17 protein-coding genes are annotated in these 19,196 nt (G+C 42.0%); 5 read left to right on the top strand and 12 right to left on the bottom strand.

Features of this window, described 5'->3' with window-relative positions; all coding sequences use genetic code 11:
- Positions 1-549: 549 nt before the first annotated feature.
- Both NSS92_RS05240 and NSS92_RS05235 read right to left on the bottom strand, forming a co-directional pair.
- Positions 550-1,023 carry a GNAT family N-acetyltransferase gene (locus NSS92_RS05240; protein WP_267586430.1) on the bottom strand — a complete coding sequence of 158 codons (474 nt, stop codon included), beginning with the start codon at positions 1,021-1,023 and terminating at the stop codon, positions 550-552.
- A 315-nt stretch (positions 1,024-1,338) separates the two neighbouring features.
- Positions 1,339-1,758 (bottom strand): MarR family winged helix-turn-helix transcriptional regulator, encoded by a 420-nt coding sequence (locus NSS92_RS05235; protein ID WP_238409548.1) that lies wholly within the window; start codon positions 1,756-1,758, stop codon positions 1,339-1,341.
- Positions 1,759-1,928: 170 nt separating this feature from the next.
- Between NSS92_RS05235 and NSS92_RS05230 the strand changes: the two genes are divergently transcribed.
- Positions 1,929-3,449: an MDR family MFS transporter gene (locus NSS92_RS05230; protein WP_340867071.1), complete on the top strand. Its 1,521-nt coding sequence runs from the start codon at positions 1,929-1,931 to the stop codon at positions 3,447-3,449.
- Between the two features lie 41 nt (positions 3,450-3,490).
- Here NSS92_RS05230 and NSS92_RS05225 read toward each other — a convergent pair whose 3' ends face one another.
- The 5 genes from NSS92_RS05225 to NSS92_RS05205 all read right to left on the bottom strand — a co-directional run bounded on the left by NSS92_RS05225 (position 3,491) and on the right by NSS92_RS05205 (position 8,087).
- Positions 3,491-4,360, bottom strand: a complete 870-nt coding sequence (locus tag NSS92_RS05225; RefSeq protein WP_340867070.1) for a class II fructose-bisphosphate aldolase — start codon at positions 4,358-4,360, stop codon at positions 3,491-3,493.
- A gap of 2 nt (positions 4,361-4,362) precedes the next feature.
- Positions 4,363-4,821 carry a PTS sugar transporter subunit IIA gene (locus NSS92_RS05220; RefSeq protein WP_095408703.1) on the bottom strand — a complete coding sequence of 153 codons (459 nt, stop codon included), beginning with the start codon at positions 4,819-4,821 and terminating at the stop codon, positions 4,363-4,365.
- 15 nt (positions 4,822-4,836) lie between these two features.
- The gene (locus tag NSS92_RS05215; RefSeq protein WP_267586433.1) at positions 4,837-6,252 is read right to left on the bottom strand and encodes a PTS fructose transporter subunit IIC; all 1,416 of its coding nucleotides are present in this window, start codon (positions 6,250-6,252) and stop codon (positions 4,837-4,839) included.
- Between the two features lie 13 nt (positions 6,253-6,265).
- Positions 6,266-7,180 (bottom strand): 1-phosphofructokinase, encoded by a 915-nt coding sequence (pfkB, locus tag NSS92_RS05210; RefSeq protein WP_340867069.1) that lies wholly within the window; start codon positions 7,178-7,180, stop codon positions 6,266-6,268.
- A gap of 130 nt (positions 7,181-7,310) precedes the next feature.
- The gene (locus tag NSS92_RS05205) at positions 7,311-8,087 is read right to left on the bottom strand and encodes a MurR/RpiR family transcriptional regulator (RefSeq protein ID WP_024425669.1); all 777 of its coding nucleotides are present in this window, start codon (positions 8,085-8,087) and stop codon (positions 7,311-7,313) included.
- 159 nt (positions 8,088-8,246) lie between these two features.
- Here NSS92_RS05205 and NSS92_RS05200 point away from each other — a divergent pair, with 159 nt between their 5' ends.
- Positions 8,247-9,653: a phospholipase D-like domain-containing protein gene (locus NSS92_RS05200; protein WP_340867068.1), complete on the top strand. Its 1,407-nt coding sequence runs from the start codon at positions 8,247-8,249 to the stop codon at positions 9,651-9,653.
- A 7-nt stretch (positions 9,654-9,660) separates the two neighbouring features.
- Here NSS92_RS05200 and NSS92_RS05195 read toward each other — a convergent pair whose 3' ends face one another.
- Genes NSS92_RS05195 through NSS92_RS05185 form a run of 3 tightly spaced genes read right to left on the bottom strand, consistent with a single transcriptional unit; the run spans position 9,661 to position 11,287 of the window.
- Entirely contained in the window at positions 9,661-10,146 is a 486-nt protein-coding gene (locus NSS92_RS05195) for a DMT family transporter (protein ID WP_267586436.1), read from the bottom strand.
- A 21-nt stretch (positions 10,147-10,167) separates the two neighbouring features.
- Positions 10,168-10,848, bottom strand: a complete 681-nt coding sequence (locus NSS92_RS05190; protein WP_267586437.1) for a Crp/Fnr family transcriptional regulator — start codon at positions 10,846-10,848, stop codon at positions 10,168-10,170.
- A gap of 13 nt (positions 10,849-10,861) precedes the next feature.
- On the bottom strand, positions 10,862-11,287 hold the full coding sequence (locus NSS92_RS05185) for a DMT family transporter (RefSeq protein WP_267586438.1): 426 nt from the start codon (positions 11,285-11,287) through the stop codon (positions 10,862-10,864).
- Between the two features lie 210 nt (positions 11,288-11,497).
- Here NSS92_RS05185 and NSS92_RS05180 point away from each other — a divergent pair, with 210 nt between their 5' ends.
- Positions 11,498-12,925, top strand: a complete 1,428-nt coding sequence (locus NSS92_RS05180) for an aldehyde dehydrogenase family protein (RefSeq protein ID WP_340867067.1) — start codon at positions 11,498-11,500, stop codon at positions 12,923-12,925.
- 63 nt (positions 12,926-12,988) lie between these two features.
- On the opposite strand, the gene NSS92_RS05175 is transcribed toward NSS92_RS05180, so the two are convergent.
- Positions 12,989-13,387 (bottom strand): DUF3221 domain-containing protein, encoded by a 399-nt coding sequence (locus tag NSS92_RS05175; protein ID WP_340869925.1) that lies wholly within the window; start codon positions 13,385-13,387, stop codon positions 12,989-12,991.
- A gap of 262 nt (positions 13,388-13,649) precedes the next feature.
- Here NSS92_RS05175 and NSS92_RS05170 point away from each other — a divergent pair, with 262 nt between their 5' ends.
- Positions 13,650-15,470 carry an assimilatory sulfite reductase (NADPH) flavoprotein subunit gene (locus NSS92_RS05170; RefSeq protein WP_267586440.1) on the top strand — a complete coding sequence of 607 codons (1,821 nt, stop codon included), beginning with the start codon at positions 13,650-13,652 and terminating at the stop codon, positions 15,468-15,470.
- 33 nt (positions 15,471-15,503) lie between these two features.
- Positions 15,504-17,222 carry an assimilatory sulfite reductase (NADPH) hemoprotein subunit gene (gene cysI / locus NSS92_RS05165; protein ID WP_340867066.1) on the top strand — a complete coding sequence of 573 codons (1,719 nt, stop codon included), beginning with the start codon at positions 15,504-15,506 and terminating at the stop codon, positions 17,220-17,222.
- A gap of 28 nt (positions 17,223-17,250) precedes the next feature.
- Here cysI and NSS92_RS05160 read toward each other — a convergent pair whose 3' ends face one another.
- Positions 17,251-19,185: an AMP-binding protein gene (locus NSS92_RS05160; protein ID WP_340867065.1), complete on the bottom strand. Its 1,935-nt coding sequence runs from the start codon at positions 19,183-19,185 to the stop codon at positions 17,251-17,253.
- Between the last annotated feature and the right edge of the window lie 11 nt (positions 19,186-19,196).

Raw genomic sequence — 19,196 nt, 5'->3', positions numbered from 1 at the left:
AAAGAAGATATAGCCATAAGTGAAATATATGTTTTTTTAATTCAATCTAAAATTTTGTTTATAACGGTTGATTACTTGCCATTATTAATAGGTTTATATCTATGTAAACATTTAGCTAATTAAGCAGAAGGACTTTTAGATAAATTCTCTAGAGATTATGTATCAAACTAATATGAAGGAGGGAATAGTCTATCTCCCCTGCCATTTGCAGTAATATGACACGCTGCTTGAAACAACCTTTCAAACTATTTATTTTAATATTAAGGGAGTTAGATACCTTTACAATATAAAAATGCCTCCCCAGATAAGGTAGAGGCATTTTCTAAAAAACCTCATTTACTTATGGTACGGTTACCGTCATGTATCTAATATGAGGTTTAACAAGCATTGATTATTCGTTTGCTGGTTAAAAAAGCGCACCTAAAAATTACCAAGACCTAAATTGAAAAAAAGTTAAATAAATTAAAGGGTATAACATATTTTATATGACTGATATGTTATACCCTTTCTTCTTAAACTAACGCACCTGTTAGCATAACAAGAAAATTATTATGTTATTTTTTTTAGCATTTTAAAATTAGCCAACTTAACCCCCTTTTTTTCCACAGTTTGTGAACAAACAATTTTGTAACCTAGATGTTCAAAAAATGGCTTAGCTGTAATACTTGCTTCGGTATCAATTTCTAAAAGATTTAGTTTCTTTGCCTCAGATTCGAGCATATCAACTAAAGCTGTGGCTATACCTTGGCCTTGATAATCTTTATGAACGAATAGTCTATCTAAGTACCCGGTATGCGTTAAATCGCTAAAACCAACAACTTTATCATGAACTTTAGCAACAAATGTTATATTTTGACCCAATGATTCCTTCCAAGAATTAATTTTAGATTCTTTTTCATCTCTTGGTGCCCAAGCATCCAATTGTACTTGGGAATAATCTTTTGAATTTACGGAATGAACTGTTTCATAAAACAATGAAATAATCTCTTTTGTATCAGTTTCCTTAAATTTTATAATCTCCACTTTCTGTTATACCTCCCCTTATTAGGATAAGCATCCTATGTTGTTATTCTCAATGAGAAATTCTTGCACACTCATAACATATCTCTCCTAAAAGATATAAACGCTTGGTCTAAAGACCTCACTACGCCTCCCGCGGTGGGCTACGTCCTCCACCAAAAACAAACTTATGTTCCAATGTGTTGTATACATATTATACAATTTTTTCAACATCTAATTAACGAATATAATATGCATAAGAAAAGAGGATATATGCTCATCTATTGAACATAGTATCCTCTTATTAGTTTAGTCTATTTAACGCATCAGTGGGCTTTCTTACGATTTAGACTTAAGCAATTGCAGCTCTTGTTCCATTATTTCAGCTGCTTCTGAAATGAATTGGATGATTAAATCTAATTCTTCTGGTTTGTATTCATTTGTGAGCTGTTTGGTAGATGCTGATAAGGATTGGAAAAGTTCTTTCACTTGTGATTTCCCCGCTGTTAGTGGGACAATGATGACTCTTCGTTTGTCCTTTGGGTCTTTTTCTCTTTTGGCATAGCCCGCTTTTTCAAGCCGGTCAATGAGAGCTGTGACTGCACCGGAGCTAAGGCCTGTTTTTTCACTTAATTCCCCCGCTGTGAGGGGGCCGAGTTCGTTTAATAGATCGGCGGATTTGAGATCTGTTGGAAAAAGGCCGAGCGATTGAGCGGCTGCTTGGTGGAATAAAACGGTTCGTGTGGCGAGGCGCCTCATTGTATGTATGATCTGGGCTGCTCTGTCTTCAGCCTCGTTCTTTATTGACAACTTGTTCTCCTCCCTTTAAAATCAATTTATCTTGATCATCAAGATAAATGTTCTCTTACTTTATGGTTAAGTTGATCATAGCAAAAATATTGAGAGAACGTAAGCAGGAGGTAAATGAAATGAATCATGTGGATAAAGGCAAGGCATCCACTCGCTTTGTTGTCATCGGTTTGCTGTTAGGGATTTTTATGGCAGCGATGGACAATACCATTGTTGCAACAGCGATGGGAAGTATCGTAGCAGATTTAGGCAGTTTTGATAAATTTGCTTGGGTGACGGCTTCTTATATGGTGGCAGTGATGGCCGGAATGCCGATTTACGGAAAGCTTTCTGATATGTATGGCCGAAAGCGTTTTTTTCTGTTTGGACTTATTTTCTTTTTAATTGGATCAGCGCTGTGCGGTATCGCACAAACGATGGATCAGCTCATTATTTACCGAGCCATTCAAGGGCTTGGAGGCGGTGCACTTCTACCGATCGCATTCACGATTATCTTTGACATCTTCCCGCCTGAAAAGCGCGGAAAAATGTCTGGTATGTTTGGAGCAGTCTTTGGTTTATCAAGTGTACTCGGACCGCTTTTAGGTGCTATTATTACGGATTCGATTGGCTGGCATTGGGTTTTTTATATTAACGTGCCAATCGGTATTGTTAGTGTCTTCTTGATCGCCAGATACTATCAGGAGTCGCTTGAACATCGTAAGCAGAAAATCGACTGGTCAGGTGCCATTACACTTGTCGTTGCGGTTGTCAGCTTAATGTTCGCGCTTGAGCTTGGCGGTAAATCTTATGCTTGGGATTCGGTGCAAATCCTCACACTTTTTGCTGTGTTTCTTGTGTTCGGTACGATCTTCTTTATGGTTGAGCGTAAGGCTGAGGAGCCGATTATCTCATTTTGGATGTTTAAAAATCGTTTATTTGCAACATCTCAAATTTTGGCGTTTTTATATGGCGGGACATTTATTATCCTTGCTGTCTTTATTCCTATTTTCGTGCAAGCGGTGTACGGTGAATCTGCGACAAGTGCAGGGTTTATTTTAACACCGATGATGATTGGATCAGTCATTGGCAGTATGATTGGCGGAACGATGCAGACGAAAGTGCCTTTCAGACGTCTTATGACCATCTCTGTCCTTTCATTTTTTGCCGGGATGCTGCTGCTTGCCAATATGTCACCAGATACAGCGAGACTGTGGCTCACACTCTTTATGATGATATCAGGCTTTGGCGTCGGGTTCAGCTTCTCCCTTCTGCCGTCAGCTTCAATGAATGATCTTGAGCCGCGCTACCGAGGCAGTGCAAACTCGACCAATTCATTTATGAGATCACTTGGGATGACGTTAGGTGTCACGATTTTCGGGACGATTCAAACCAATGTGCTGACAAATCGTTTAGCAGATTCCTTTAGCGGAATGAAAGGAGCCCCTTCTCAAGTAGGCGATCCACAGGCTATTTTCCAAGAAGGTGCCCGCTCACAAATTCCGCCTGATATTTTAAATAAAGTCATCGATGCAATGTCACAAAGTATTACGTACGTATTTTTGCTTGCTTTATTCCCGATTGCACTTGCGGCGATTACGGTCGTATTTATGGGAAATGCACGGGTACGCACATCTAATGAAATGAAAGAAAACGAATAAAGTGAAAAAGCAGAGCGATAGCGGCTCTGCTTTTTTTCGTCTCATTGATATAATGGATGGGCTTTGCCCTCACTGCCAACGATTCGTATTTTCGATTGGACCATGTCTTTTGCTGCTTGTTTTGCTTTTTGTAAATACATACGCGGATCTAAGCTTTCAGGTTCGTTTGAGAAATGATCACGTATCGCCTCGGAATATGCATTTTTCAGTTCAGTTGAGACATTCACCTTTGCCATACCAAGTGCAACGCATCGCTTGACAGCCTCATCTGGTACAGCGGAACCACCGTGCAGGACAAGTGGTACATCAACCAGCGCTGCAATTTGTTCAATGCGGGCAAAGTCAATATCCGGCACTCCTTTATAAATGCCATGGGCAGTACCAATCGCAGGCGCTAAAGTAGGCACTCCAGTTTCTTCTACAAATTGACGGCATTCTGATGGAACGGCTTTTTCAGCATCCTTTTCATCGACGACGATATCATCTTCTACGCCGCCTACCTTGCCCAGCTCTGCTTCGACATTCACACCTACTTTTAAGGCAAGATCCACGACTTCTTTTGTCCGGCGTACATTTTCTTCATACGAATGCATGGATGCATCGATCATAACGGATGTATATCCGGCCCTGATACAGGTGAGAATCACATCAAAGTCTGTGCAGTGATCCAGGTGAAGGCCGATTGGGATTTGATATTGATCAGCCGCTGCCTTCACTGTATCTGCAATCGCTTTTGCTCCAAGAGATTGAACCGTTCCAACTGTTGTTTGCAAAATCACAGGTGACTTTAATTCTGCAGCAGTTTCGAGCACCCAATAGATACTGTCAAAGGAGTGTACATTGAATGCCACAATTCCGTATTTTTCTTTTTTCGCAGCCTCAAGCATTGGTGTTGTTGAAAGTAAAGGCATGATCAAACATCCTCTCTAGTTAAAATATCCGTTTCTAATACAGCAAGCATGTCTTCATTTGTTCTTGTTTCCAGCAGTTTTTGTCGTTTCGCTTCATCCATTAAGCCTCGTGAAAGGGCAGAAAGAGCCTTTAAATGAGTGGTCCCTGCTTCATTTTTGGGGATCAGTAAGGATAAGAAGAAAAAGCAAGGCTTCCCATCAAAAGCGTCCCATTCAATTCCTGTTTCCGTGCGGACGATCACAAGTGCTGGTTTCGTGATGGCTTCTGTTTGTGTATGCGGAATGGCAAATCCATCTTGAAATCCGGTTGTACTAAGTGCTTCTCTTTCCGCTAAGCCTTTTTTGACATCCTCTGGTGAGGTGCAAATACCTGCTTTGTAGGCAATATCAGCAATGGCTGCGAACACGCCAGCCTGTGAAGAAGCTGTTTCGTGAAGATTCATATAGATATGTTCCATTATTTCTCTTCCTCCCTCTTAAACTGCGGGTTTGTCTATTTTTTTACGGTAAAGTCCGTATAGTATCGCACCTACAAGTGATCCGATTAGTATGGAAAGCACCCATTGGAATGCGCCTGTGACGACTGGAAGGACAAGGAACCCGCCATGCGGAGCTGGAACCTGTACGCCAAACAAATATGTCAATATAGCAGAGATGGCCGAGCCAAACATGATAATTGGCAGGACAACGACTGGGTTTTTTGCCGCAAATGGGATGGCTCCTTCTGTAATATGTGTCGCCCCCAGAATATAGTTGATTGCCCCTGCATTTCGTTCTTGTGGCGTGAAATGTTTTCGGAAAATGGTTGTAGCAATCGCAATGATAAGCGGTGGTGTGATACATGCTGCAGACACACCTGCCATAAAGTAAAGGTTGCCTTGTGCAAGTAAAGCCGTTCCTGTGACATAGGCTGCTTTGTTAAAAGGTCCTCCCATATCAAATCCACACATCGCTCCAACAATTAAGCCTAAAAGCAGCGGGTTTGTGGATTGTACAGATGAGAGAAAATCCATTAAGGAATTATTGAGCCCTGTGATTGGAACTAACAGCGGGGTCATGACAGCCCCAATTAAGAAAATACCGATGACAGGATAGATGAAGATCGATTTTAATCCATCAAGTGATGCTGGTAATTTTTGAAGCAAGAATTGAAGCAATAAAATGATATATCCTGCTGCAAAACCTGCGATAATACCGCCTAAGAAACCAGCACCTCCATCATTTGCAAGGAGTCCGCCTATAAATCCGACGACCATCCCTGGGCGTCTTGCGATTGAATCAGCAATAAATGCTGCTAAAATTGGCACCATTAAGCTGAAGCCAAGTCCGCCAATGCTTTTCAAATAGGCAGCAAACGGATGATACGTTTCGTGCTTAGGATCAGCAGAGTAGATTCCGAATAGGAAGGAAATAGCTATTAAGACCCCGCCTCCAACGACAAATGGCAGCATGTGTGATACACCGTTCATTAAGTGCTTATAGATGGTGTGTATCCATTTATTTGCCGACTTTTGTTGAGAGGATGAAGGAGCTGATGGTTTCTCCGTTCCAGAACCTCTTCCTTTCACTTGATGAACGGGGGCATCTCCATTTATAATGCTCTGAATCAGCTCAGCCGGCGTGCGAATGCCTTTGGCTACAGGCACTTCAATGAGTGGTTTGCCGTGAAAACGGTCTGTATGCACATCTTTATCGGCTGCCACAATGACCCCATCTGCCTCCATAATGTCTTGATCAGTTAAAGCGTTTTCAATTCCTACTTGACCATGCGTTTCGACTTTAATGTCGACCCCTAGCTGCTCAGCAGCGATTTTTAATGCTTCAGCTGCCATAAATGTGTGTGCAATCCCTGTTGGACAGCCGGTTGCAGCGACAATTTTTTTACGGCTCATGTGTTATTCCCCCTTATAACTTCTGAATGTGTACTTGCTCAATCAATGAATCAATGTCATGTAAATCACTTAAGCCTTTCGAAAAAGCAGTGGATGCTCCCGTTGCAATGCCGTAGCGTAAGCATTCTTCAGGTGAATGTCCTTCAAGATGTTTACTAAGAAAAGCTGCGAGCATCGCATCTCCAGAACAAGCTGTGTTTACTACAGTGCCTGTTGGTGCGTTTCCTTTAAACACTGCGTCCTTCGTAATGAATAAAGCTCCTTCCTCGCCGCGGGAAATAAGCACTTGCTCTGCACCCATCTCAATGAGCTTCTCTCCTGATTGAATGAGTTCTTTTTCTGACAAAGGATGTGTTTTGCCGAAAAAAGCAGCGATTTCTTCTTCATTCGGTTTTAATAAATACGGCTTGTATTGAAGCGTCTCAAGAACCGCTGCTGAACTTGTGTCTAAAATGAACTTGACCTTCTGTTGATGACAAATAGCTGCTACTTCTGGAAAAATGCTGGCAGGAACGCCTTTTGGCAGACTGCCTGACATGATGAGGATGCCTCCCTGCGGGATAGCCGCAATTTTCTCACGAAAGGCGTGAAGCGCTTTTTCTTCAATCGCAGGGCCTTGGTTCACGAGCTTGTATTCTTCTGTCGTATTGATAAAAACATTAATGCGGGTAATTCCTTCAACCGAAATAAAATCGGTCTTGATGGAGAGATCCTTTAAGGATTGTTCAATATAAGAGCCTGAAAACCCAGCAATAAATCCTAATGCAGTGCTGGTGAAGCCATATTTCTTTAGCATAATCGACACGTTCACGCCTTTTCCATTCGGCTGATAATCTTCATCTTCTGTGCGATTGACTGCATTTGCCCGCATTTCTTTTAATGCAATATATAGGTCAATAGCAGGATTTAAGGTGCAGGTATAAATCAATTGGTTTCACCTTCTTTCTTTTCTCTAAAGAAAGTATCTCATACGATTCGGTGAAAATGTTTTCAGAATGTGTAAAGGTTTTCATGAGAAAAAGCCTTCTAGATCAAAGTCTCGAAGGCTTTCTTATTGGTTATTTCATTCGGATCACATAGGCATCGAGTAAAATGCGGGCAATGACATGAAGAGACAGGCGGGATCTGACTTCATAATCTGGGAAGAAAGATTGTTCCCCTTTATATCCGACTAGTGTCATATCTGATATTTTGCTTAATGTAGAATCTATTCTTGTCGTGACTGTAATGGTTGTCACTTGCTTCATGCTGAGGTTTTGACACGCTTCAACGAGCTCAGCTGTTTCACCATTTAATGAAACAAAGATGGCAAGCTCACTTTTTTCAATGTCTCGCGATTTCAGCCGAATGATATTTGGATCGTCGTGTACTTCACATGTTTTCCCGATGAGCTGTAATTTGATGGTCATCTCTTTGGCAATCATCTCTGAGAAGCCTCTTCCGAAAATATAAATTTTGTCTGCATTATGTATTTTTTGAACGGCATCTTCGATTTGCCCAATACTTTGCAGCTGAATCGTCTTTAAAACCTCTTCTTCATTTTTCCGAATCGCTAGTTTGATGTCTTCATCAATATTTTTGAGCTGGTCGCTTGCATCTGTCATTTTCTTTTCTTGTTTCAATCGATATTTAAAGGATGTATAGCCGTTATAGCCAATTTTTTTCATCAGCCTGACGATCGTGGCAGTCGATACATTGGCTCTTTCGCTTAAAGTGACAATGGATAAGGTGGAGATATCCTCTAAATGCTGGTGAATATAATTGAGTAAATAACGTTCTGTTTCACTTAACGTTTGATATACATCACTTGGGATGTTAAATAATGATTCATTCAATTCGATTCCCCCTTATTCATTTCATACTATAATTAAATGCCCAATAAAAACAAGATGATTCTTTTGTCATATATTTTGATGAAAGGCGAAAATGAGTGAAATTTTATTTTTGACATAAACTAAGGAAAAGTTGTGTCTATGTGAAAGGAGCTGATCCGTATGCTTCATCTTTTGTTTTATCTGATCCTTCTCTATGTCGTTTATGTCTTTTTGACCGCATTTGTTTTGTTTTATTTACCGGTACAAAAAACATGCAAAGAACATTGTATCTATAAAGCCTCTTCGATCTCAGGCGACGATCAGGGCACAAATCAAGTGCTGCTTCTTGACGATGGATTTGAGTCTGGTCAGGCAAGAATCCAAATGATTCGAGAGGCAAAGAGGATGATCCGCCTTAGTTATTATTCCATTCAAAAGGGAAAAACAGCTGAATGGGTACTAGGTGCTTTAATTGAAGCAGCTGATCGAGGAGTGAAAGTCCAGCTGCTTTTAGACGGCATTTGTCACAGTTTGCGTGGACCGCTGAAGCATTTACGATATGCCGTGGCAAATCACCCGAACATGTCCATTCGTTTTTATGAGCCTTTTCGGTTATTTAAGCCATGGACGTGGCATAACCGACTTCATGATAAGCTGCTGCTGGCAGATGGGCGAGTGGCTGTGATGGGCGGAAGAAATATCGGTGATAAATACTTTGCAGATCAGCCGCCGAAAGACTTTGCATTTGACCGCGATGTGCTGCTTTATAACGACAAAAAAGGAAAAGTATTAGATGAAATGGAGCAATACTTCGTTTATTTATGGAATCATGACTTTACGAAAAGAACAAAAGCTGTATTCTCCAAGCAAAAAGCAAAAAAAGGCTTAAAACTAAGAAAGAAATTGCTTAGATCCTATCAGGAGGCAGTGCGTACAAAAGAACCTTTTGTGATGTCCTCCTTTAATTGGGCAGCAGATGGCACCTCAGTGAAACAGATTGCATTTTTTACAAATCCTGTGGAGCGTTTCAATAAGCGTCCTCTTGTGCTGAAAAAATTAAACGATCTTGCTCACCGGGCAAAGCGTTCTGTGCTCATACAGACGCCTTATATCATCCCGACACGCCCCATGAAAGACGGCCTCACTCCATTAGCTAGCGGGATTCAAACGACAGTTGTCACGAATTCTCTTACAGCGACGCCAAATCCGTTAGCTTTTGCAGGTTACTTAAGCACGAAAAAGGAACTGATGAAAACAGGCGTTCATTTGTACGAATATGAAGGTCCGTATTCCATTCATGGGAAATCGATGGTCATTGATGATTATTTAAGTATTATCGGGACATATAATTTAGATGCGAGGTCTAGTTTTTTAAATACAGAGTCGATTTTGGTCATTGATAGTGCCCCTTTTGCGCTATCACTTACTCAGGCAATAGAACGTAAAATCGCCTATAGTATTCTCGTCGCGAAGGACAAAGCAGCCTATAAAGCGAGTGCCTATGGGCAGAAAAAAAAGCCTTTGATGAAAAGGCTCCTTTTAAATGGTTTATCCGCGATAACCGTTCTATGGCGGCGGTTGATCTAAAGGGCAGCTACTCTTGTGGCAGCCCTTTTTCTTCTGATTGCTCCTCTTCTGCTGACTCCAATTTGGTCAATTTAAATACCAAGATCCCCGCAACAATCACAATGACACCTAATAGTTTTGCGGGAGAAAATTCCACTTTCTCTAACCCAAGCCAGCCGAGAGAATCGAACAAAAGCGCACAGCCCAGCTGTGAAATCAGGACAATCGAGATTCCATAAGTCGGACCAAGACGTTTGATGCTTTGAACGAGGCAGATGACCACCCCTACTCCAATGGCTCCGCTCATCCAGTACCACGCTTCCATATGTCTTAATTGAAACATGCCGGTTCCTTCTAGCAAAAGACCCATCAAAAGTGAAGCAATAAAGCCCATACCTAAAACGAGAGTGGTCGTTGACCAAGAGCCTGTCTGCTCATTGACCTTACTGTTAAAAATGGTTTGTAAGCTGACAAGTGCGCCAGCCGTGATGGCTAATCCTATTCCTATGATCATGTCTGTATCCCTTCATTTCTTCTATTCATAAATGTTTCGCTCCGCTATTTCTAAGAGTCCTTCCCGGTCAAGAATCGTAATCTCTCCTCTTTGCCTCTCTATCAGCCCTTTTTCACAAAATTGCTGAATCACCCTGTTAATATGACGGTAGCTTGTACCAATTAAGCTCGCCGCATCTGTGAGACGAAGTGCGTTCGCGTTATTATCGCCTGTTAATACGGACAATAAGTAGCTTGCGAGCCTGACCTCTACAGGATATAAAAGGTGGAAGCTTAAATCGTTTGATTTCGTATAAAATTTGTTTGTAATGCCCTTTAGTAAAAAGGTTAAAACGCGGGGGTCATCCTTCGCATGGCGCATGAGCGCTTGATGAGAAATCCTTAGCATATGTACTTCTGTGACAGCCTCCACTGTATTGACCATATCTGTCTGCTGAACGTATTCAATATCTCCAATCGCTTCAAGAGGATGTTTAAAAGAAAGAATAAAGGTCTTCCCTTCTTTTGTGGTGGTGAAAATCTTTAATTTTCCTTTTACTAACAAGTACAAGTGCTCCCTCTGATCTCCCTTTGAACAAATCAGCTCACCTTGCTCATAGCGCCATAAGCTGACGTGCGATATGAGACTCTGATGAAAGACGTTTTCTAATTGATGTGCCTTGAGATAAGAGGAAAATAGTGATTCATCATGAAGCTCCTCCATCTGACGCCCTCCTTTATAGCTTTAAAATGATCACGCCTGCGATCATCAATAGAATTCCTGCATAATGCGGCCATTTCATTTTCTTTTTCTGTACACCAAACCATCCTTTTGCATCGATTGCAAAGGTAAATGCAAGCTGTGCAATGAGTAAAGCAGCGATGGTCAGTGTCACACCGATCATTTGAATCGCAGTCACTTCATTGAAAATGATAATGGCTGCAAATGCGCCACCTATTAAATAAAGCGGGTGCACCTTTCGATATTCCCTGAAGTGTCCGTCACGTACGATCAGTAAAATGATAAGTGCGATTATAAAGCCGGTCAGCTGCGTGATGGTTGCCGCCTGCCATGTCCCGATATCCTGGCTGATTCTTGCGTTTGCTACGCCTTGCAGTGTAATACAAGCGCCTCCTAATAAAGCGAAAATAACACCTTTCATTCGTTCAAATGCTCCTTCTTTTTCAGTCTAGTTCCATTAAAAGATAGATGCCCTAATGTTGAAAAGGACATATGTCCCACTTTGCGTATTATATCAGAAACTTTTTCTTTTACAGTTTCATCGTTTTAGATTTTTCACAGTGGGTACAGTTTTATATCACCTAAAACAGAATATTGAATTGAATCACATATAAAAAGGAGACATGTCAGAATGAGAAATCAAGAGAAACATTTTATTAACGGAAAATGGACCGCATCAACAGGAAACGAAACGACGGAAGTCATCAATCCTGCTACTGAGGAAGTCATTGGCACCATTAGTTTAGGAACAAAAGAAGATTTAGATAAAGCAGTCAAAGCCGCTCGTGCCGCCTTCCCTTCTTTCTCAAAAACATCTCGAAATGAACGCGTAAAGATGCTGGAAAACATTGTGCGCGGCTACGAAAAGCGTAAGGATGAACTAATTGAAGTCATGACACAAGAGCTTGGTGCACCACTGAAAGTATCAGAAGAGGTTCATTACAAAATGGGACATGAACATTTTTCTAAAGCAGCGGAAGCACTTAAATCTTATACATTTACTGAGGACCGCGGCGGACATACCATTATAAAAGAAGCGATTGGTGTCAGCGGATTGATTACACCTTGGAATTTCCCAACGAATCAAACATCATTAAAAATCGCAGGTGCCATTGCAGCAGGCTCACCAGTTGTCTTAAAGCCTGCGGAAATTACACCTTTTGCCGCAATGATTCTTGCAGACATCATTGATGAAGCAGGCGTACCAAAAGGAGTCTTCAACCTAGTAAACGGAACTGGTGACGTCATTGGTGATGGCATTAGCTCACATCCTGATATTGACTTTGTTTCATTTACTGGATCAGGTGCTGTCGGCTCTAAAATAATGGAAAATGCTGCAGACAATATTAAGAAAGTGGCTCTTGAGCTTGGCGGGAAATCCCCTCTTATCGTCTTAGATGATGCAGATGTGGATGAGGCAGCCGAAACAGCCGTTCATCATATTGCGATGAATACAGGTCAAGTGTGTTCCGCAGCTACACGTGTGCTGATTCCTGAATCAATGAAAGACGCATTTGAAAAAGCGCTGCTGAATGCCCTGCCGAAGTTTACAGTTGGTGATCCGAGAGAAGATCACGCCACTGGCCCGCTTGTGTCCAAAAAGCAATGGGATACCGTGCAGTCTTATATTGAAAAAGGAATTGAAGAAGGTGCTAACATGCTTGCTGGGGGAACTGGTAAGCCGGACGGACTAGACAAAGGATATTTCGCTAAACATACTATTTTCACAAATGTGAAAAATGATATGACCATTGCGCAAGAGGAAATATTCGGACCCGTCATGAGTGTGATCACATATCAAGACCTTGATCATGCCCTTGAGATTGCCAATGATACAGTGTATGGCCTTGCTGGGTATGTGGTTGGAAAAGATGAAAAAACATTAAAATATGTAGCTGAACATATTCGTGCTGGCCAAATTACCATTAACAATGCCGAAACAGATTACTTTGCTCCGTTTGGCGGCTTTAAGCAATCTGGTATCGGAAGAGAATGGGGAGACTTCGGAATCGAGGAATATTTAGAAGTGAAAGCTGTGATGGGACTTCCAACAGCATAATTTGAAAAAGGAGAAAAACCTTAAGGTTTTTCTCCTTTTTCATGATAGGAAGAATCTGCTCCCCTATTTATCCATAATAATTTTATATTTTTCGATCGTTGCTTTAGGAGGAAACGATTCTTGTAACTCATCAAACCAAACCTCAATCGTTTGACCCTGTGACAGCTCTTTAGAATCTACTTTCGTTAAATCCATAACGATGAGATCGTCTTTATACTTATCAACAAGAAGATGAGTATTCAATGAATCATCGCTATTTAGAGGCATTTTATTGTTTATAAGAAGTAAATTCGTCTCCCCTTTTCTTAGCAGGATGCCTTTTTTTGAAAAAGGTGATGTTGTTTTATTCTTATTGTATGAATCCTTTATATTGCCCTTTGGAGAATGGCACGCTACTAATAAAATGAGAAAAATCAAGATGACAAGCCGAAAACATTTTATGTTTTTAAATTCTAGCTGCATCAACTTTCATACACCCCTTTTCAATTCTTCACATTAGCTTCTTCATGCTAGCATTCTTAGAACACTTAAGGTGCTTTATGCAGGTTAAACTGATTCACCTTCAAGTTCATTCACCTTGCAAAGGTATTAGAAATCTTAATCATGACAATCAATATTATATATTTTACTTAATGGCAAACTTTCGGTAAAGTTCAAATTGAACCTATATATATAATTCCTATCGAATTAATCTATGTTTATATTCCTTGTGAGGTGGATATCGTTGCAACTTCATGTATTGAACAGTCCGTTTAGTCAGGAGCAGGCAGAACTGCTTAATCAGCTGCTTCCGACTTTAACAGATCAGCAAAAAATTTGGCTTACCGGTTATTTATCAGCACAGGCAGCTTTAGCCGGATCAGAAAATACTGCCCTAGCCCCTTCTCCTTCTGCCGCAGCACCAGCGCAGCCTGTCAGCAAAGATGTGACCGTACTTTATGGCTCGCAAACAGGCAATTCTGAAGGATTAGCAAAAAAGACAGCGCAGCATCTTGAAGAGAAAGGTTTTCAAGTGACGCTCTCATCTATGTCAGACTTTAAACCAAATAGTCTGAAAAAAATAAACAATTTACTGATTATCGTCAGCACACATGGCGAGGGAGATCCGCCTGATAATGCCCTTTCTTTCCATGAATATGTTCACGGCAGACGTGCACCAAAGCTTGATCATTTAAGCTTTTCTGTACTTTCACTTGGTGACAGCTCTTACGAATTCTTCTGTCAGACAGGTAAAGAATTTGATGAGCGCTTAAAAGAGCTTGGCGGAACGCGTCTTTTCGATCGAGTGGACTGTGATCTTGATTATGATGAGCCGTTTTCGGAATGGCTTCAAGGGGTGGCATCATCACTTAGTGAAGGCGAAGCCGCAGCAAACCCGCAAGAATCAGCGGGAACAAACACTCAAACAGCTACATCTGAATACTCAAGAACAAATCCTTTTTATGCTGAAGTGCTTGAAAATATCAATCTAAATGGCCGCGGCTCTAACAAAGAAACCCGTCATTTGGAGCTTTCTCTTGAAGGATCAGGACTTGTTTATGAGCCAGGTGACAGCCTTGGTATTTATCCAACAAATGATCCTGCGCTTGTTGATGAACTGATCAAGGCATGCGGATGGGATGCAGAGGAAGCCGTAACTATTCATAAAAACGGTGACACTCTTCCTTTAAAAGAAGCACTCACCTCTCATTTTGAGATTACCGTATTAACAAAACCTCTTCTTCAAAAGATGGCGTCCTTTACAAAAAGCGAAGCCTTGCAGGCCCTTTTAGAAGAAGGAAACGAAGAAAAGTTGAAAACGTATATAGCAGGAAGAGATTTAGTAGATGCTGCTCGTGATTTTGGTCCTTTTGAAGGAACAGCGGCAGACTTCACTGCGATTTTAAGAAAAATTCCTGCCCGCCTTTATTCCATTGCAAGCAGCCTTAAAGCTAATGAAGAAGAAGTTCATTTGACAATAGGTGCTGTGAGATATGATGCTCACGGAAGAGAACGTCAAGGTGTCTGCTCAATCTTATGTGCAGAGCGCTTAGAGCCAGGTGATACGCTGCCTGTTTATATCCAGCACAATCAAAACTTTAAGCTTCCTGAAAACCCTGATGCACCGATCATTATGGTAGGACCAGGCACAGGCATCGCCCCTTTCCGTTCCTTTATGCAGGAGCGCGAAGAAGTCGGTGCAGACGGAAAGTCATGGTTATTCTTCGGTGATCAGCACTTTGTGACGGATTTCTTATATCAAACCGAATGGCAAAAGTGGTTAAAAGATGGTGTGTTAACGAAAATGGATGTGGCTTTTTCAAGAGATTCAGATGAAAAAGTATATGTCCAGCACCGAATGAAGAGACAAAGTAAAGAATTATTCGAATGGCTGGAGCAAGGTGCCTATGTATATGTCTGCGGAGATGAAAAACATATGGCGCATGATGTTCATGATACCCTTCTATCGATCATTCAAGAAGAAGGTGCGATGAGCAAAGAGAAAGCAGAAAGCTATCTAGCCAACTTGCAGCAGCAAAAACGCTATCAGCGTGACGTATATTGATTGAATGCTTGAAAGAAAGGAGCTTTTACTTACATGGTGAAGACAGCATTAACAGCGCCGGATGGACCTCCGAGCGACGTAGAGGAAATCAAAGAAAAAAGTGATTATTTACGGGGTACGTTAAAAGAAGTGATGCTTGATCCGATTTCAGCGGGTATTCCTGATGATGACAACCGCCTGATGAAGCATCACGGCAGTTATTTACAGGATGATCGTGACCTGAGAAATGAACGGCAAAAACAAAAGCTTGAGCCTGCCTATCAATTTATGCTGCGCGTCCGCCTGCCTGGCGGAATCGCCACATCTAAGCAGTGGCTTGTGATGGATGAGCTTGCTCATAAATACGGAAACGGTACGTTAAAGCTGACAACTCGTGAAACCTTTCAGCTTCACGGTATTTTAAAATGGAACATGAAAAAAACCATTCAAGACATCCATTCCACTATGCTTGATACGATTGCTGCTTGCGGCGATGTGAACCGTAATGTCATGTGTACATCAAACCCCTATCAATCAGAAGTACACCATGATGTATACGAGCTCGCCAAAAAATTAAGTGATGACCTGCTCCCGCAAACAAGAGCGTACCATGAAATTTGGCTTGATGAGGAAAAGGTAGCAGCAACGCCTGATACAGAGGTTGAGCCGATGTATGGTCCGCTTTATTTGCCAAGAAAATTCAAGATTGGTGTGGCGGTCCCTCCTGCTAACGATATTGATGTGTTTTCGCAGGATTTAGGCTTCATTGCGATTATTGAAAATGATCAATTAGTCGGCTTTAATGTCGCGATTGGCGGCGGAATGGGCATGACTCATGGTGATACAGCGACCTATCCTCAGCTCGCAAAAGTAATTGGCTTTTGTACACCGGAACAAGTTGTAGAGATTGCCAAACAAGTGATCACCATTCAGCGTGACTATGGAAACCGTTCGGTGAGAAAAAATGCCCGCTTTAAATATACAGTGGACCGCCTCGGTCTTGAGAATGTAAAAGAAGAGCTGGAACGCCGCCTTGGATTTGCTCTATTAGACGCAAGAGATTATCACTTTGACCATAACGGTGACCGCTATGGCTGGGTAAAAGGCATCAATGGCAGATGGCATTTTACGATGTTTGTAGAAGGCGGCCGGATCACGGATTACGATGATTATCAGCTGATGACAGGTATTCGTGAAATCGCAAAAGTTCATACAGGTGACTTCCGCTTAACAGCGAATCAAAATTTAATGATTGGAAATGTCACATCTCATAAAAAGAAACAAATCGAGCAGCTCATTCAGAAGTTCAGTTTATCAGATGGCCAGCAGCACTCTGCACTGCGCCGCAGTTCAATGGCCTGTGTTTCTCTTCCAACATGCGGTTTAGCGATGGCAGAAGCAGAACGCTACCTCCCGCGCTTGATTGACAAAATTGAAGAGATTGTCGAAGAAAACGGCTTAAGTGATAAAGAAATTACGATTCGAATGACTGGATGTCCAAATGGATGCGCCCGTCATGCGCTTGGTGAAATTGGCTTTATCGGGAAATCACCTGGCAAATACAACATGTATCTTGGCGCTGCGTTTGATGGCAGCAGATTAAGTAAACTGTACCGGGAAAATGTAGGAGAAGAAGACATTTTAAACGAGCTTGGCTCTCTACTCCCCCGCTATGCAAAAGAACGTAAAGAACATGAACATTTCGGTGATTTTGTGATTCGGGCAGGTATTGTAAAAGAAACAACAGATGGCACGAATTTTCATGTGCAATAAAAAAGACAGGACGCTCTCCTGTCTTTTTTTATGGACTTTGTTTCCTTTTCAAGTATTCGCAAATGCTTTTGTACACCTTCGGATTGTCTAAAGAAGATAGATCTGGTGAAGGCTGCTGTTCATACGCTCCTTTTAATAAACGCCGGACGATTTTTCCGTTTCTTGTTTTCGGTAAAGCTGAAATGAGATGAATTTCCTTTGGAGTGAGCGCTTTCCCCGCATATGATCCAACATGTGTTTTGAGCTCTCGAATCAGTGTTGCTTCTTCGAAAGACGGTGAACTGGTCACAATGAAACAAACAAGTGCCTCTCCCTTCACCTCATCCTTTACTCCAATCACAGCGGCCTCGTGTACGGCTGGGTGCCCGACAAGAATGGATTCAATTTCAGCTGGACCGACGCGTTTTCCTGCTGTATTAATGACATCATCCGATCTGCCAGTGATATGGAATGCGCCATCCTCTGATTGCATCACCCAATCACCGTGCGTCCACACCCCATCAAATCGTTTGAAATAGGTGTCTTCATATCGCTCCGGATCTTTCCAAAATCCACATGTCATGCCGACCCATGGCTTTTTCACAACAAGTTCCCCTACCTCATTCATAACGCTCTCTCCTGCCTCATTAAACACATCTGCCGCCATTCCTAAGATTGCCGCATTAAAAAGGATCGGTTTGATTGGGCGAAGCAGCGTACTTCCTACAATTCCGCCAGAAACCTCTGTTCCCCCTGAGTAATTTAAGATCGGAATGTACTTTTGACCAATTGTGTCAAAGAGCCACTGCCATGGTGCTTCATTCCACGGTTCACCTGTAGAAATGATGGCTTTGACATGCGGCAGCTCAATGTCTGAAAGGTTTTGCTGCATCGCAGATCGAACAAAAGTAGGGGAAAGTCCAAAATGGGTGACTTTTTGCTCGTGGATGAATGACCAGAGATGCTGTTCATCTGGATAATCGGGGGCGCCGTCATATAAAACAATTGCAGCTCCATTGATCAAGCCGCCAAAGACGAGAAATGGCCCCATCATCCACCCCATGTCTGTGAGCCAAAACAAGCGGTCTCCTTTTGAAACGTCCATACAAAGACCGGCATCAAAAGCTGCTTTTACAGGAAAACCTGCGTGTGTATGGACAGCCCCTTTGGGTGTACCGGTTGTTCCAGAAGTGTATAAGATCATAAGAGGATCTTCATTTGAAAGGTAAGTCGTTTCACTCAGTGGTTCTTCTTTTAACAAATCGTTTAGCTTAATATCCTCTTTATATCCAGTATGAGAGGAAGCGTGTACAATGACTGTTTTGACAGTCTTGGTTTTGTCGATTGCTTCTGCCGCACATTCACGCATGTTGATCGTCTTTCCCCGGCGCGTCACGCTTGAGCCTGTAACGACAATGGTTGCACCGGATGCACGAATACGTACGGCTAGAGGCTCGCTTCCATAGCCGGAAAAGACTGGGCTAAAGATGACACCAATCTTTGCAAAGGCAAGCATGACGGCAGCCGTTTCCGGAAGCATCGGCATATAAATGACTGCCACATCCCCTTTTTGAATCCCCTTCTTCAAAAAACCAGCAGCGAGACGATTGACCTTTTCCTGAAGTTCGAGGTACGTCCATCTTCTCTCTTCTCCTGCTTCATTTCTCCAAATCACGGCTGGTTGATGCTGGGTTTCTTCATTCTCTGCCCATTTGTCAACAGCCGTTTCGACCACGTTGAGCCTGCCGCCTTTATACCAATTGGGCCACATGAAGGAATCTTGGCCTAATGCGGCTTCATACGGCTCCTTCCACACAATGCTGACCGCCTTTTCAGCTTCTCTCCAAAACCAATCGGTACGCTCGATACTAGCTTGATAGAACGCATCGTAAGTAGTAAAACCAAGTGAACGCATCCATTTGTAAAGACGTGTTTGTTTGATCTTCTGCTCTTCGGGTATCCACGCTGGTTTTAGGTTTATCATGAGGCCGCCCC

The organism is Bacillus sp. FSL M8-0166 (assembly GCF_038008825.1).
GTDB lineage: Bacteria > Bacillota > Bacilli > Bacillales > Bacillaceae > Bacillus > Bacillus safensis.
The sequence above is the reverse complement of the archived record's forward strand: the minus strand, read 5'-3'. Positions and strand labels throughout refer to the sequence as shown.